Source organism: Variovorax sp. PBS-H4 (assembly GCF_901827205.1).
Lineage (GTDB): Bacteria > Pseudomonadota > Gammaproteobacteria > Burkholderiales > Burkholderiaceae_C > Variovorax.
This window is the reverse complement of the sequence record NZ_LR594675.1, coordinates 3,289,860-3,304,378: the sequence shown is the minus strand read 5'-3', so window position 1 is coordinate 3,304,378 and position 14,519 is coordinate 3,289,860. Positions and strand designations below refer to the sequence as shown.

Genomic DNA, 14,519 nt, shown 5'->3' with positions numbered 1-14,519 from the left:
CATGAAAAAAGCGGCCCGCGGGCCGCTTTTTTGTTCTGAAGCGCTGAACGGCCTTATTCGACCTTCGCCTTGGCCCGCAGCTCTTCCTGGTACTTCTGCAAACGCTGTTGCTGCAGCTGCTGCACGATTTGCGGCTTGACCTCTTCCAGCTTCGGCAACTGGGCCTGGCGGATGTCGTCGACGCGGATGATGTGGTAGCCGAACTGCGACTTGACCGGCGCCGGGGTCGTCTCGCCCTTCTTGAGCTTGATCATCGCCTCCGAGAATTCGGGCACGAAGCTGGCCGGCGCGGCCCAGTCGAGGTCACCGCCGTTGGCGCCGGAGCCCGGATCCTTGCTCTGCTTCTTGGCGAGGTCCTCGAACTTGGCGCCCTTCTTGAGGTCGGCCAGGATCTTCTGGGCCTGGTCTTCCTTTTCGACCAGGATGTGGCGGGCCTTGTATTCCTTGCCGCCATTGGCAGCGGCGAACTTGTCGTACTCGGCCTGTGCGTCGGCATCGGACACCGCATTGCTCTTGCGGTAGTTGTCGAACAGCTGGCGGATCAGGATGGCCTGGCGCGCCAGCTCCAGCTGATTCTTGTAGTCGTCGGTGCCGTCCAGGCCTTGCTTCTGGGCTTCCTGCATGAAGATCTCGCGGGCGACCACTTCTTCGCGCAGCTGGCCTTGCATTTCCGGCGTGACCGGGCGGCCTGCGGCGGCGAGCTGCTGGGCCAGCACGTCCATGCGGGCCTTGGGCACCGGCTTGCCATTGACGATGGCGGCGTTCTGCGCAAAGGCGGGAAGTGCAGCCAGAAGGGCGGCGGCGGCTGCAGCCTGCAGGAGATGTTTCTTCATGGAGGGGAGGGTACTTTTGCCGCCGGGAGGGCGGGAAACAAAGCGCTTCAAAGCGTCTCGATGGCGATGGCGTGAAGGCCCTGTGCGATGAAAAGTTGCAGCGCATCATACACAAGGCGATGGCGCGCCACGCGCGGCTTTCCTTCGAAGAGGGGAGAGGCGATCCGCACCCGGAAATGGGTGCCGTAGCCCTCTGCGTTGGCACCCGCATGGCCGGCATGCGCCGCGCTTTCGTCGATCACCTCGAGCACGGTCGGCTGCAGCGCCGCCCGCAGGCGCGCTTCAAGGTCGGTGGCGGTCGCGAGGCTCATGCTGCAGGCTTGTCCGATTTCAGATGCGGCGAGATGTACAGGCCCTGGGCCACCAGGAACACGACCGGGAACGCATAGCCCCAGAGCTTGAAGTTCACCCAGGCCTCGGTGCTGAAGTAGGCCGCCACGTAACCGTTGATTGCAGCCATGAACACGCAGTACGCGATCCATGCGACATTGAGCCGGTTCCAGACCGGCACCGGCAGGTCGAGCTGCGCGCCCAGCAGCATCTTGAGGAAGTTCTTCTTGAACACCCACAGCGCAATGGCCAGCGCCACGGCCATGGCGCCGTAGAGCACGGTCGGCTTCCACTTGATGAAGCGGTCGTCGTGCAGCAACAGCGTCAGCGAGCCGAAGAGCAGGATCAGCACCAGCGTGGCCTTCTGCATCGGCGCCAGTCGCCGTTCGGTGAACCAAACGATGGCCATCTGCAGCACGGTGGCCGCCATCAGCACGCCGGTGGCGGTGTAGATGTCGTAGAGCTTGAAGGCGCCGAAGAACAGCAGGATCGGAAAGAAGTCGAGCAGGACCTTCATGTCAGCGCTTCTGGAAATCGAGCGAGGCAGAGTTCATGCAGTAGCGCAGGCCGGTCTCGGTCGGGCCGTCGGGGAACACATGGCCCAGATGGGCACCGCAGTTGGCGCAGACGTTCTCGGTGCGCACCATGCCGTGCGAGCGGTCGACGATGTTCTTGATCGCACCGGGAACCGCCTCCTGCGAGAAGCTGGGCCAGCCGCAGCCGGCATCGAATTTGGTGGCCGATTCGAACAGCTTGGCGCCGCAGCAGATGCAGTGGTAGGTGCCGTCGTCCCAATGCGCTTCGTATTTGCCGGTGAAGGGGCGTTCGGTGGCGGCATGGCGCGTGACCTCGAAGGCGGCGGGTTCGGCGCCTTTCTCGGCGAGCAGGGCTTTCCATTCGGCGTCGGTTTTCTGGACGGGTGCAGTCATGATGAGCAGCTGATTTCGATCGTGGAAGCCCAGTCGGGCGGGAAGCCGGCATAGGCCTCGTGGCCGGCGTGGTCTTCAAATGGGGTTTCGAGCAGCTTCAGCAAGGTGGCCACGCCAGAGAAGTCCTTGCGCTGCGCCAGTTCGATGGCCTGTTGGCCCAGATGGTTCCTGAGCACGAATTTCGGATTGGCGTCGCGCATCGATTGTGCCGCCTGGCCCGCCGGGACCTGCGCGTGGCGCTGCACGAAGGCCTGCAGCCAGCCGTCGATGCCGGCCCGGTCGAGGAACAGGTCGCGGACCGGAGCCGGGTCACCGCCGGCCTTGTGGTCGGCGAGGCGGCGCCAGAAGATGGTGTAGTCCACCTTTTCCTGCGCGAGCAGCTTCAGCACGCTTTCGACAAGCGCGCGGTCGTCGGGCGCGGCCTCGGGCAGGCCGAGCTTGGCGCGCATCCGCGCCTCGTAGGCCTCCGGGAACACCGTCTTGTACGACTCCAGGGCGGCCACGGCGACTTCCTGGTCGCCGATCAGCGGCAGGAGCGCCTGGGCCAGGCAGAACAGGTTCCAGTAGGCGACGTTGGGCTGCTGGTTGTAGGCGTAGCGCCCGCCAGTGTCGCTGTGGTTGCAGATGTGGCGCGGGTCGAAGCCGTCGAGGAACTGGAAGGGCCCGTAGTCGATGGTGAGCCCGAGAATGCTCATGTTGTCGGTGTTCATCACGCCGTGGCAGAAGCCCACGGCCTGCCACTGCGCAAGCAGCGCCGCGGTGCGCTCGCTCACCGCCTCGAGGAACGCCGCGTAGGCATTGCCGCCGAAGCGCTCGAAGCGCGCGCCGTGGCGGCAGGCCGGGTAGAAGCGGTCGATCACGAAGTCGGCCAACGCGCGCAGCTCGTCGACGCGGTTGGCGGCGGCGAAATGCTCGAAATGGCCGAAGCGGATGAAGCTGGGCGCCGCACGCGTCACGACCGCGGCCGTCTCGATTTCCTCGCGCACCACCTGCGCGTCGGATCCCGTCACGCACAGCGCGCGTGTGGTCGGAATGCCGAGGGCGTGCATGGCCTCGCTGCAGAGGAATTCGCGGATGCTGGAGCGCAGCACAGCGCGGCCGTCGCCCATCCGCGAGTAGGGCGTGCGCCCCGCGCCCTTGAGCTGCAGCTCCCACCCGCTCGCGGTCTCGCCCATCAGGATGGCGCGACCATCGCCCAGCTGGCCAGCCCAGACACCGAACTGATGGCCGCTGTAGACGCTGGCCAGCGGCCGGGTGCCGGCGACCGGGACATTGCCCGTGAAGGCGGCCAGGCCGTCTCCCAACTGCAGGCGGGCTTCGTCCAGCCCGATCTCGCGCGCCAACGCGTGGCTGCGTCCAACCCAATAGGGCTCGGGCAGCGGAGTGGGGCGCAGCTCGGTGAAAAAGGCGGGGCCCAGGGTCGAGAAGCCGGCGGTCCAGTCGACGCCGAGGTCGACCACTTCCGCTTCGTCTGCAAGGATGCTCATGCGGGGATTGTCCCGTACCGACCTAAACCCCGCGCCGCGGGGGCCATCGGCTCTCTGCTGGCGTCCTGTTTCCATTTGTTCAAGCAAGGCGCTGCGCCACGGTTTACACGGCCGGAGCCGGTAGAGTTCGGGCTCGCGTTCCCTCGCCGCCTCACATCCAGGTCTTCCCCTCCCATGTCCAGTCTTATCGTCCACGGTGGCACGCCCCTGCGCGGCCGGATCAATCCTTCGGCCAACAAGAACGCGGTGCTGCCCGTGCTCTGCGCCACCTTGCTCACGCGCGAGCCCCTGCGCCTGCACGGCGTGCCGGACATCACCGACGTGCGCAAGATCCTCGAGATCTTCCGTGACCTAGGCAGCGACGTGCGGCTCGACCGCGAGGCGGGCACGCTGGACCTGCACCACCGGGACACCGGCTTCGACGCCGCGCGCCATCGCCTGCCTGAGGAGATGCGGTCCTCGATCATGCTGGTGCCGCCGCTGCTCGCCCGCTTCGGCGTGGCCCGGCTGGAGGACAACGTCAAGGGCTGCACGCTGGGGGTGCGCGAGATCGACCCCCATGTCGAGGTCTTCCGCCACTTCGGCGGCCGCGTCGAACGTACCGGCGGCTCGCTGCTGGTGCGCCTGGAAGAGGGCATGCGTCCGGTGGACCACTGGCTCGACTACGCCTCCGTCACCACCACCGAGAACTTCGTCCTTTGCGCCGTCTCTGCCGCCGGCACTTCGACGCTGACGAATGCGGCCTCGGAGCCGCACGTGCAGGAGTTCTGCCGTTTCATGGCGATGATGGGCGCGCGCATCGAGGGTATCGGCACGTCGAAACTGACCGTGCAGGGCGGCGCGCCTCTGGCTGGGGGCGAATTCCGCTTCGACGAGGATTTCCACGAGATCACCACCTTCCTCGCGCTGGGCGCCATAACCGGCGGCGAGGTGCAGGTGCGCAACTCCGCGCCGGAGCAGTTCCCGCTGATCGACCGCACCTTTGCCAAGTTCGGCGTCCGGATCGAGCACCGCGACGGCTGGTCCCAGGCCCACCGAAGCGGCCCGCTGAAGGTGCAGGCCCCGTTCACGGCCAATGTGCTGACCAAGGTCGAGGCAGCCCCCTGGCCCTATTTTCCGGTCGACCTGCTGCCGATCTTCATCGCACTGGGCGTGCGCGCCGAGGGCAACGCGATGTTCTGGAACAAGGTCTACGACGGTGCCCTGGGCTGGACCGGCGAGCTCTCGAAATTCGGCGCCCACGTGTTCTCGTCCGACCCGCACCGGCTGATCACCTTCGGCGGCGGGCCGCTGGCGCCTGCCGTGGTCGAGAGCCCCTACATCATCCGCGTCGCGATCGCGCTTTTCATGGTCGCGGCGAGCATCGAGGGGCGTTCGGAGATCCGCAACGCCGCGCCTATCCGGCGCGCCCATCCGCGCTTCGCCGAGAACCTGCGCAGTCTGGGGGTGCGGGTGGAGTGGACGCCTGACGAATAGGTTCCGGTACCCGGCCTCATCCGCCGCGTCCGCCGCATCGGCAGCGGCGCCGCGCGGCCGCCTGTGGTCGTTCTGCGGGTTTCTGTCATTGTGGGATCGCTAGAAGATTGCGTGAATCGCAGGTGCCGCAGGGCCGCCCGGCCCGACGCGCGAATTTTTCAAGAAATGTCGTTCCAAGGAGCCTTCCGATGCTGGGTTTAATGCAGGACCAACCATTGCTGATCTCGTCGCTGATCGAGTTCGCCGAACGCCACAACGGCGACGGGGAAATCGTGTCGCGGCGGGTCGAAGGCGACATCCACCGCAGCAACTGGCGCCAGATCGCTTCCCGTGCGCGCCAGGTCGCCAATGCGCTGGACCAGGAACAACTGCTCTTCAGCGACCGCGTGGCGACCTTGGCCTGGAACGGCTACCGCCACCTGGAGCTGTATTACGGCGTCAGCGGCAGCGGACGGGTGCTGCATACCGTCAACCCCCGGCTGCATCCCGACCAGATCGCCTGGATCGCCAACCATGCCGAGGACCAGATCCTGTTCTTCGACCTCACGTTCCTGCCGCTGGTACAGGCGATTCACGCCAAGTGCGCCACCGTCAAGAAGTGGATCGCGCTGTGCGATGCCGACAAGCTGCCGGCAGACACGGGTGTCCCCAACCTGGTGAGCTACGAGGCCTGGATGGGGCCCCTGTCCGACCGGTACGACTGGCCCAGCTTCGACGAGAACTCGGCCTCGAGCATGTGCTACACGAGCGGCACCACCGGCAACCCCAAGGCTGCGCTCTACAGCCACCGCTCGACCCTGCTGCATGCCTACGCGGCGGCACTGCCGGACGTGATGAACCTGTCGGCGCGCGACGCCGTGCTGCCGGTGGTGCCGATGTTCCACGTCAACGCCTGGGGCATTCCGTACTCGGCTGCGCTGACGGGCGCAAAGCTGGTGTTCCCCGGCCCGGCGCTGGACGGCAAGTCGGTCTATGAGCTGATCGAGAGCGAGAAGGTCAGCTTCGCGGCCGGCGTGCCCACCGTGTGGCAGATGCTGCTGGGCCACATGCAGGCGCAGGACCTGAAGTTCTCCACCCTCAAGCGCACCGTGATCGGCGGGTCGGCCTGCCCGCCGGCCATGATCGACGCCTTCCAGCAGCAGTACGGCGTCGAGGTGCTGCACGCCTGGGGCATGACCGAGATGTCGCCGCTCGGCACGCTGTGCACGCTCAAGAACAAGCACCTGTCGCAGTCGCAGGAGCAGCAGACGGCGATCCGCATGAAGCAGGGCCGCGCCATCTTCGGGGTCGACATGAAGATCGTCGACGGCGGCGGCCAGGAACTGCCCTGGGACGGCAAGGCCTCCGGCGACCTGCTGGTGAAGGGCCCCTGGGTGGTCAAGGAATACTTCAAGGGCGAGGGCGGCGATCCACTGGTGCCCGACGCGCGCGGCCGCGGCTGGTTTCCGACCGGCGACGTCGCCACCATCGATCCCGATGGCTTCCTGCAGATCACCGACCGCAGCAAGGACGTGATCAAGTCCGGCGGCGAATGGATCAGCTCCATCGACATCGAGAACATCGCGGTAGCGCATCCGGCGGTCGCGATGGCGGCCTGCGTCGGCGTGCCGCATCCCAAGTGGGACGAGCGGCCGATCGTGATCGTCGTGAAGAAGCCCGGCGCCGAGCTCAGCCGCGAGGAACTGCTCGCGTTCTACGGCGACAAGATGGTCGCCAAGTGGCAGGTGCCTGATGACGTGGTCTTCGTCGAGGCCATTCCGTTGGGCGCCACCGGCAAGATCCTCAAGACCAAGCTGCGCGAGCAGCTGCGCGGCTACAAGCTGCCCGAGTGCTGAAGCCGCAGCATTCCTACCGCCGGGTAGCACCAGGGAGGTGCGGCCTGTCGCCTGGGTGATAGAAAGCGCCTCCGCAGCGGGGCTCTTACGGGCATTCCCTGACGGGCGGGGGTACAAAGAACAGTAACCTCATCTCGCATTGCAGCATGACCAGGAGACACAAATGAAGTTCGCTCTGAGCACACTCAAACTCGCAACCGCGGCCGTCCTGGCCGTCACCGCCACCGGCGCCCTGGCGCAGAAGGGCGAGACCGTGAAGATCGCCTGGCTCGACCCGCTGTCCGGGCTGATGGCCGCGGTGGGCACGAACCAGCTCAAGACGTACCAGTTCCTGGCGGAGGAGTTCAACAAGAAGAACGTCGCCGGCGTCAAGTTCGAGATCATCGGCATCGACAACAAGCTCAGCCCGCAGGAGACCACCAACGCGCTGCGCTCGGCCCAGGACCAGGGCGCGCGCTACGTGCTGCAGGGCAACGGCTCCGGCGCGGCGCTGGCCATCATCGACGCGCTCGAGAAGAACAATGCACGCAACCCCGGCAAGGAGGTGCTGTACATCAACTATGCCGCCGTCGACCCGGACCTCACCAACAGCAAGTGCAGCTACTGGCATTTCCGCCTCGACGCCGACACCTCCATGAAGATGGAGGCGCTGACCACCTTCATGAAGGATCAGCCCGACGTCAAGAAGGTCTACCTGCTCAACCAGAACTACTCGCACGGCCAGCAGGTCGCCAAGTTCGCCAAGGAGGACCTGAAGGTCAAGCGGCCCGACGTACAGATCGTCGGCGAGGACCTGCACCCGCTTGCACAGGTGCGCGACTTCGCGCCCTACGTCGCCAAGATCAAGGCTTCGGGCGCCGACACCGTCATCACCGGCAACTGGGGCTCGGACCTGGCCTTGCTCATCAAGGCGGCCAACGACTCGGGCCTGAGCAACGTCAAGTTCTACACCTATTACGGCACCGTGAGCGGCACGCCGACCGCCATGGGCTCGGCATCGGCCGGCAAGGTGTACCAGGTCGGATACGGCCACTACAACATGGGCGGCGAGATCCAGCGCCTGTCCGAGGAGTTCAACAAGAAGTTCAACGAGGACCTCTATACCTCGTCGGCCTACACGGCCTTCGTGATGCTGAGCGAAGCCTTCGTCAAGGCCAAGTCCACCGATCCGGTGAAGGTCGCTGCGGCGCTGGAAGGCATGAAGTTCAAGAGCTTCAACGGCGAGGTCGAGATGCGCAAGGCCGACCACCAGCTCCAGCAGGGGCTGTACATCGCCAAGTGGGAAAAGGCGGAAGGCAAGTACAAGGTCGATGCCGAGAAGACCGGCTACACCTTCGTCCCCGTCAAGTACTACGAGCCGTACGTGGCCAGCACGCCCACCTCGTGCCAGATGAAGCGACCGAGCCCCTGATGGCTTGACAGGCCCCAGCAGTGCGGTCGAGGCCCGACTTCAACACTCGGGCCTTTTTCATTTCTCCTTCCGTCTGAGGAACGATGAACCTCGAATTCTTCGTCATCTCGCTGCTCAACGGCGTGAGCTATGGGCTGCTGCTGTTCATGCTGAGCTCCGGCCTGACGCTGATCTTCAGCATGATGGGCGTGCTCAACTTTGCGCACACCAGCTTCTACATGCTCGGGGCCTACGTGGCCTACACGCTGTCCGGGATCATCGGCTTCTGGCCGGCCCTGTTCATCGCGCCGCTGCTGATCGGCGCGCTCGGCGCCGGCTTCGAGCGCTACAGCCTGCGGCGCGTGCACAAGTACGGCCATGTGCCCGAGCTGCTCGTGACCTTCGGCCTGTCCTACCTGATCCTCGAACTGGTGCAACTGGTCTGGGGCCGCTCGACCGTGCCCTACGGCCTGCCTGCGCAACTGCAGGGACCGCTCTTCACGCTGTACGGCACCCAGTTTCCCAAGTCGCGCTCCTTCATCATGCTGGTGGCGCTCCTGATGCTGCTGTCCGTGTGGCTGCTGCTCACGCGCACCCGCATCGGTCTCGTCATCCAGGCCGCGCTCAAGCACCCTGAAATGGTCGAGGCCCTGGGCCACAACGTGCCGCGCGTGTTCATGCTGGTGTTCGGCGGCGGCGCGGCGCTGGCGGGCCTGGCCGGGGTGGTGGGCGGCAACACCTACGTCACCGAGCCGGCAATGGCAGCCTCGGTCGGCTCGATCATCTTCGTGGTGGTGGTGGTCGGCGGCATGGGCTCGTTGGCAGGCGCGTTCCTGGCCTCGCTTCTGATCGGGATCATCCAGACCTTCGCGGTGGCCATGGACCAGTCGCTGGCCACCGGCCTGAAGGCGATCGGCGTGGCAGTCAGCGAGCAGACCTTCGGCTACGAACTGCTCAGGCTCACGATTTCGCAGGTGGCGCCGATCCTGCCCTATCTGTTCCTGGTCCTGATCCTGATCTTCAGGCCCAAGGGCCTGCTCGGAACGCGGGAAGATTGACGATGAGCACAACACACGACAGCCTCGACCAGCCGCAGCCGGCTCCGGTCGCGCCAATCGGCCCGGTCCTCGTATCCGGCGCTTCGACAAAGACCAGGCCGTACTATCGTTTCAAGCCCTGGAACATTGGCCGCTACCTGATCTGGACTCTGTTCGCGCTGGCCCTCATCGCCGCGCCGCACGTGTTCCGCAGCAGCCTGGCGCTCACCATGCTCTCGCAGATGGGCTATCTCATCATCATCTGCCTGAGCTACAACATCTTGCTCGGCCAAGGGGGCATGCTGAGCTTCGGCCACGCGGTGTACACCGGGCTCGGCTCCTTCATCGCCATTCACGCGATGAACCTCGCAAGCAAAGGCGGCTGGCCCATTCCGTTGATGCTGATCCCGCTGGTCGGCGGGCTGGCAGGCATGTTCTTCGCGATCCTTTTCGGATTCGTCACGACCAAGAAGTCGGGCACCACCTTTGCCATGATCACCCTGGGCATCGGCGAGCTGGTGGCCGCCATGTCGCTGATGTTCCCGAGCTTCTTCGGCGGGGAGGGCGGCGTCACCACCGACCGGGTCTACGGCACGCCCTTCCTGGGCATCAACTTCGGCCCGCAGATCCAGGTCTACTACCTGATCGCGGTGTATTGCTTCGTCTGCACGGCGCTGATGTACGCCTTCACCGGCACGCCGCTGGGCCGCATCCTGAATGCGGTGCGCGACAACCCGGAGCGGGTCGAGTTCATCGGCTACAACACGCAGCGGGTGCGCTACTTCGCCTTCATCATCGCCGGCTTCTTCGCGGGCGTCGGCGGCGGGCTGGCGGCGATCAACTTCGAGATCGTCAACGCGGCCGACAGCCTGAACGCGATCCGCTCGGGCGGCTACCTGCTGTTCACCTTCCTCGGCGGCGCGACCTTCTTCTTCGGGCCGATCATCGGCGCAGTGCTGCTGGTGTTCGCGTCGGTGCTGCTGTCGGAGCTTTCCAAGGCCTGGCAGCTCTACTTCGGCCTGGTGTTCGTCTTCATGGTGATGTTCGCGCCGGGCGGCATCGCGAGCCTCATCATGATGAACCTGCGGGTGGCGAAGTTCGGCAAGTTCAACCGTCTCTGGGGCCTGTACGGCGCGTTCCTGCTCGCGGCCATTCCGCTGGTGGCGGGCGCCGCCGCGGTGATCGAGATGATCTATCACATCCAGCTCAACTCGGCCCTTGGGCCGACGCTCAACTTCTTCGGTGTGACGCTCGACACCTCCGGCTTCGCGAGCTGGGCCGTTTCGGTGGCGCTGCTGGTGATAGGCGTTGCGCTGATCGAGGCGGTGCGGCGCCGCTTCGTGCGGGTCTGGGGCAAGGCCCAGGAAGAAATCGAGGCAGAGATCAAGCGGGGAGAAACAGCATGAACGCAGTGCACAACCGCCTCGCGGCAGCGCGGAGCGCGGGGATGCCATGACAGCTGCACTCGAACTCAAGGCCCTGCGCAAGAATTTCGGCAAGACGGAGATCATCCGCGGCGTCGATCTCTCGGTGAAGGCTGGCGACCGCATCGCCATCATCGGCCCCAATGGCGCCGGCAAGTCCACGCTGTTCAACCTGATCAGCGGCCGGCTGGCACCCACCAGCGGCGAGGTGCTGCTCAACGGCGAGCGCATCGACGGCAAGAAGCCCTTCGAGATCAACCGCCTCGGCCTCTCGCGCAGCTTCCAGATCACCAACATCTTCCCGAAGCTCAGCGTGTTCGAGAACCTGCGCTGCGGCGTGTTGTGGAGCCTCGGCTACCGCTACACCTTCCTGCGCTTCCTCTCGAACCTGGACGACGCCAACGAACGCGCCGAAGAGCTGCTGCACCAGGTCCACCTCGAGAAGAAGCGCGACGTGCTCGCGGTCAACCTCACCTACGCCGAGCAGCGCGCGCTGGAAATCGGCGTCACCATCGCCGGCGGCGCCGGCGTGATCCTGCTGGACGAGCCCACCGCCGGCATGAGCAAGACCGAGACCGCGCATTTCATCGCCTTGATCAAGCAGGTCACGGTTGGCAAGACCCTGCTGACCGTGGAGCACGACATGGGCGTGGTCTTCGGCCTGGCCGACAAGATTGCAGTGGTCGTCTACGGGGAGGTGATCGCCTTCGACACCCCCGCTGCCGTGCGTGCCAACGCGCGTGTGCAGGAGGCCTACCTCGGGTCCGCCGTGGCCGATGCGCAGGGCGGGGGGCACTGACATGCTGAAACTCGAAGACATCCACGCCTACTACGGCAAGAGCCATGTGCTGCATGGCGTTTCGTTCGGCGTGAACCCGGGCGAGATCGTGGCGCTCCTGGGGCGCAACGGCTCGGGCCGCTCGACCACCGCCAAGGCCATCATGGGCCTGGTGCACGCCGAGGGCGGCCTGCACTGGAAGGGCCAGGACATCCTGCGCCGCAAGGCCTACGAGATCGCGCACATGGGCATCGGCTACGTCCCCGAGAACCGCGACATCTTCCCCAAGCTCACGGTGCACCAGAACCTGCTGCTCGGGCAGAAGGGCAGCGGCAAAGGCAGCCGCTGGTCCTTCGACGACATGTACGGCATGTTCCCGCGCCTCAAGGAACGCCAGCACACCGAAGCCGGCGTCCTCTCGGGGGGCGAGCAGCAGATGCTGACGCTGTGCCGCACCCTGATGGGCGACCCGGACCTGATCATCATCGACGAACCCACCGAGGGCCTCGCCCCCAAGATCGTGGAGCTGGTGGGGCAGTACCTGCGCACACTCAAGGACAAGGGCATCTCGGTGCTGCTGATCGAGCAGAAGCTGACCATCGCCATGGCGATCTCCGATCGCGCGCTCGTCATGGGCCATGGCAGCATCGTGTTCGACGGTACCCCGGACAGCCTGCGAGCCGATGCATCGACGCGCAAGGAGTGGCTGGAGGTCTGAGGGCTGAAGCCTTTGTCTCGCCAGCGACTGGGGCCGTTTGCCGGCGCCCGTGAAACGCCTAGAATTTCCCGAAAAAAAGAACGTCCGTGCTTTTTAGATGCGGTGCAGCGAAGCAAGGTGCATGCTGCATCCCGACCCCGTTTTTTCCGATCCTCTCCATCCCCTAAGGAACGCAGCATGACGGCTGAATACAAAGTGCTCGGCGATGTCGCCGTGATCACCCTGTCCAACCCCCCGGTCAACGGGCTCGGCTTCTCGACACGCATCGGCATCACCGAGGGCCTCTCGAAAGCCCTGGACGATGCGGCCGTCAAGGCCATCGTGATCACCGGCGCCGGGAAGGCCTTCTCGGGCGGCGCCGACATCAAGGAATTCGGCACGCCCAAGGCGCTGCAGGAGCCCAACCTGCTGAGCGTGATCCTCGCGCTCGAGGCATCGACCAAGCCCGTCGTCGCGGCCATTCATTCGGTGTGCATGGGCGGCGGCCTGGAACTGGCCCTGGGCTGCCACTTCCGCGTTGCCGCGCCAGGCACCAGCGTCGCGCTGCCCGAGGTCAAGCTGGGCCTCCTGCCGGGCGCCGGCGGCACGCAGCGCCTGCCGCGCGTGCTGGGCGTGGAGACCGCGCTCAACATGATCGTGAGCGGCGAGGCCGTCAAGAGCGAGATGCTCGCTTCGATGCCGGGGCAGAAGCTGTTCGACAAGCTGGCCGCCTCGCCCGAGTCGCTGTTCGACGAGGCGGTCGAGCTCGCCAGGTCGGCGGCCGCCAAGGGCGGCGATCTACCGCTGGTGCGCAACCTGCCGTGCAAGCATCCGCAGGGCGACGCCTACTTCCAGTTCGCGCGCAACACCGTCGGGGCGATGTCGAAGAACTATCCGGCGCCGCTCAAGTGCGTGGACGCGGTCGAGGCCGCTACCAAGCTGAAGTTCGACGAGGGCATGGCGCAGGAGCGCCGCTCTTTCATCGCGCTCATGTTCACGCCCGAGTCCGCTGCGCTGCGCCACGTGTTCATGGCCGAGCGCGCCGCCTCGCGCATCCCCGATGTTGCCGAAGACACGCCCCAGCGTTCCGTCCAGTCGGTCGGCGTGATCGGCGCCGGCACCATGGGCGGCGGCATCACCATGAACTTCCTGAACGCCGGGATCCCCGTCAAGATCCTCGAGATGAAGCAGGAGGCGCTGGACCGCGGCATCGCCACCATCCGCAAGAACTACGAGGCCCAGGTCAAGAAGGGCAAGCTCAAGGCCGACAAGTACGAGCAGCGCATGGCGCTGCTGTCGACCACCCTGGACTACGGCGATCTCAAGGACGCCGACCTCATCATCGAGGCCGTCTTCGAGGAGCTCGGTGTCAAGGAGAAGGTCTTCAAGGAACTCGACCGCGTCGCCAAGCCCGGCGCCATCCTGGCCTCCAACACGTCCACGCTGGATGTCGACAAGATCGCCGCCTTCACGAAGCGGCCCCAGGACGTCGTCGGCATGCACTTCTTCAGCCCTGCCAACGTCATGAAGCTGCTCGAGGTCGTTCGCGGCAGGGAGACCGGTAAGGACGTGCTGGCCACCGTCATGGCTATCGCCAAGAAGATCAAGAAGACGGCCGTGGTCTCCGGCGTGTGCGACGGCTTCATCGGCAACCGCATGATCGAGCAGTACTCGCGCCAGGCCGGCTTCCTGCTCGACGAAGGCGCCACCCCGCAGCAGGTGGACCGCGCCATCGAGAAATTCGGCTTTGCCATGGGTCCGTTCCGCATGGGCGACCTGGCCGGCAACGACATCGGCTGGGCGATCCGCAAGCGCCGCGCCGTCGAGCATCCCGACATGAAATACAGCCGCACCGCCGACAAGCTGTGCGAACTCGGCCGCTTCGGCCAGAAGACCGGCGCAGGCTGGTACGACTATCAGGCCGGCAAGCGCGACGCCATTCCGTCGCAGCTGGTCAACAAGATGATCGAGGACCACCGCAAGGAGCTCGGCATCACGCCGCGCAAGATCTCCGACGACGAAATCGTCCAGCGCCTGGTCTACGCGCTGGTCAACGAGGGCGCGCACATCCTGGAGGACGGCATCGCCTCCAAGTCCGGCGACATCGACATGGTTTATCTCACCGGCTACGGATTCCCGGTATGGCGGGGCGGCCCGATGCACTACGCCAACCAGGTCGGCCTCTTCAACGTGGCCGAAGCGATGAAGCGCTTTGCGAAGAACCCGCGCGACGATGCCGCGTTCTGGCAGCCGGCCCCGCTGATCCAGAAGCTGGTCGCCGAAGGCAAGCAGTTCGGCTGAAG

The 14,519-nt window shown here is 65.5% G+C and carries 13 protein-coding genes; 8 read left to right on the top strand and 5 right to left on the bottom strand.

Features of this window, described 5'->3' with window-relative positions; genetic code table 11:
* Positions 1-53: 53 nt before the first annotated feature.
* Genes E5CHR_RS15675 through E5CHR_RS15655 form a run of 5 tightly spaced genes read right to left on the bottom strand, consistent with a single transcriptional unit; the run spans position 54 to position 3,579 of the window.
* Positions 54-833 (bottom strand): peptidylprolyl isomerase, encoded by a 780-nt coding sequence (locus E5CHR_RS15675; RefSeq protein WP_162580708.1) that lies wholly within the window; start codon positions 831-833, stop codon positions 54-56.
* Between the two features lie 47 nt (positions 834-880).
* Positions 881-1,144, bottom strand: a complete 264-nt coding sequence (locus E5CHR_RS15670; RefSeq protein ID WP_162580707.1) for a BolA family protein — start codon at positions 1,142-1,144, stop codon at positions 881-883.
* On the bottom strand, positions 1,141-1,680 hold the full coding sequence (locus tag E5CHR_RS15665) for a septation protein A (protein WP_162580706.1): 540 nt from the start codon (positions 1,678-1,680) through the stop codon (positions 1,141-1,143). Before E5CHR_RS15665 ends, E5CHR_RS15670 begins: the two co-directional genes overlap by 4 nt.
* Before the next feature lies 1 nt (position 1,681).
* Positions 1,682-2,092, bottom strand: coding sequence for a peptide-methionine (R)-S-oxide reductase MsrB (msrB, locus tag E5CHR_RS15660; protein ID WP_162580705.1), 411 nt, complete (start codon positions 2,090-2,092; stop codon positions 1,682-1,684).
* Positions 2,089-3,579, bottom strand: a complete 1,491-nt coding sequence (locus tag E5CHR_RS15655) for a protein adenylyltransferase SelO (RefSeq protein ID WP_162580704.1) — start codon at positions 3,577-3,579, stop codon at positions 2,089-2,091. Before E5CHR_RS15655 ends, msrB begins: the two co-directional genes overlap by 4 nt.
* Positions 3,580-3,753: 174 nt before the next feature.
* On the opposite strand from E5CHR_RS15655, the gene E5CHR_RS15650 reads away from it, so the two are divergent.
* From E5CHR_RS15650 to E5CHR_RS15615, 8 genes are all read left to right on the top strand, one after another.
* A complete protein-coding gene (locus E5CHR_RS15650; RefSeq protein ID WP_162580703.1) occupies positions 3,754-5,055 on the top strand; it encodes a UDP-N-acetylglucosamine 1-carboxyvinyltransferase in 1,302 nt (433 codons plus the stop codon).
* A gap of 188 nt (positions 5,056-5,243) precedes the next feature.
* Complete coding sequence (locus E5CHR_RS15645; RefSeq protein WP_162580702.1) at positions 5,244-6,890, top strand: 3-(methylthio)propionyl-CoA ligase; 1,647 nt, start codon at positions 5,244-5,246, stop codon at positions 6,888-6,890.
* Between the two features lie 163 nt (positions 6,891-7,053).
* The gene (locus E5CHR_RS15640) at positions 7,054-8,301 is read left to right on the top strand and encodes a branched-chain amino acid ABC transporter substrate-binding protein (RefSeq protein ID WP_162580701.1); all 1,248 of its coding nucleotides are present in this window, start codon (positions 7,054-7,056) and stop codon (positions 8,299-8,301) included.
* Positions 8,302-8,384: 83 nt separating this feature from the next.
* Positions 8,385-9,338, top strand: coding sequence for a branched-chain amino acid ABC transporter permease (locus E5CHR_RS15635; RefSeq protein WP_162580700.1), 954 nt, complete (start codon positions 8,385-8,387; stop codon positions 9,336-9,338).
* A complete protein-coding gene (locus E5CHR_RS15630; protein ID WP_443083078.1) occupies positions 9,335-10,723 on the top strand; it encodes a branched-chain amino acid ABC transporter permease in 1,389 nt (462 codons plus the stop codon). Before E5CHR_RS15635 ends, E5CHR_RS15630 begins: the two co-directional genes overlap by 4 nt.
* A gap of 46 nt (positions 10,724-10,769) precedes the next feature.
* On the top strand, positions 10,770-11,540 hold the full coding sequence (locus E5CHR_RS15625) for an ABC transporter ATP-binding protein (protein ID WP_162580698.1): 771 nt from the start codon (positions 10,770-10,772) through the stop codon (positions 11,538-11,540).
* 1 nt (position 11,541) lies between these two features.
* Positions 11,542-12,237, top strand: coding sequence for an ABC transporter ATP-binding protein (locus E5CHR_RS15620; protein WP_162580697.1), 696 nt, complete (start codon positions 11,542-11,544; stop codon positions 12,235-12,237).
* Between the two features lie 177 nt (positions 12,238-12,414).
* Positions 12,415-14,517, top strand: coding sequence for a 3-hydroxyacyl-CoA dehydrogenase NAD-binding domain-containing protein (locus E5CHR_RS15615; protein ID WP_162580696.1), 2,103 nt, complete (start codon positions 12,415-12,417; stop codon positions 14,515-14,517).
* Positions 14,518-14,519: the final 2 nt, after the last annotated feature.

What these genes read in the sequence shown, in the direction of transcription:
- E5CHR_RS15675 (WP_162580708.1), bottom strand. Translation starts at nt 833, where the DNA reads ATGAAGAAACATCTCCTGCAGGCTGCAGCCGCCGCCGCCCTTCTGGCT.
- E5CHR_RS15670 (WP_162580707.1), bottom strand. Translation starts at nt 1,144, where the DNA reads ATGAGCCTCGCGACCGCCACCGACCTTGAAGCGCGCCTGCGGGCGGCG.
- E5CHR_RS15665 (WP_162580706.1), bottom strand. Translation starts at nt 1,680, where the DNA reads ATGAAGGTCCTGCTCGACTTCTTTCCGATCCTGCTGTTCTTCGGCGCC.
- msrB (WP_162580705.1), bottom strand. Translation starts at nt 2,092, where the DNA reads ATGACTGCACCCGTCCAGAAAACCGACGCCGAATGGAAAGCCCTGCTC.
- E5CHR_RS15655 (WP_162580704.1), bottom strand. Translation starts at nt 3,579, where the DNA reads ATGAGCATCCTTGCAGACGAAGCGGAAGTGGTCGACCTCGGCGTCGAC.
- E5CHR_RS15650 (WP_162580703.1), top strand. Translation starts at nt 3,754, where the DNA reads ATGTCCAGTCTTATCGTCCACGGTGGCACGCCCCTGCGCGGCCGGATC.
- E5CHR_RS15645 (WP_162580702.1), top strand. Translation starts at nt 5,244, where the DNA reads ATGCTGGGTTTAATGCAGGACCAACCATTGCTGATCTCGTCGCTGATC.
- E5CHR_RS15640 (WP_162580701.1), top strand. Translation starts at nt 7,054, where the DNA reads ATGAAGTTCGCTCTGAGCACACTCAAACTCGCAACCGCGGCCGTCCTG.
- E5CHR_RS15635 (WP_162580700.1), top strand. Translation starts at nt 8,385, where the DNA reads ATGAACCTCGAATTCTTCGTCATCTCGCTGCTCAACGGCGTGAGCTAT.
- E5CHR_RS15625 (WP_162580698.1), top strand. Translation starts at nt 10,770, where the DNA reads ATGACAGCTGCACTCGAACTCAAGGCCCTGCGCAAGAATTTCGGCAAG.
- E5CHR_RS15620 (WP_162580697.1), top strand. Translation starts at nt 11,542, where the DNA reads ATGCTGAAACTCGAAGACATCCACGCCTACTACGGCAAGAGCCATGTG.
- E5CHR_RS15615 (WP_162580696.1), top strand. Translation starts at nt 12,415, where the DNA reads ATGACGGCTGAATACAAAGTGCTCGGCGATGTCGCCGTGATCACCCTG.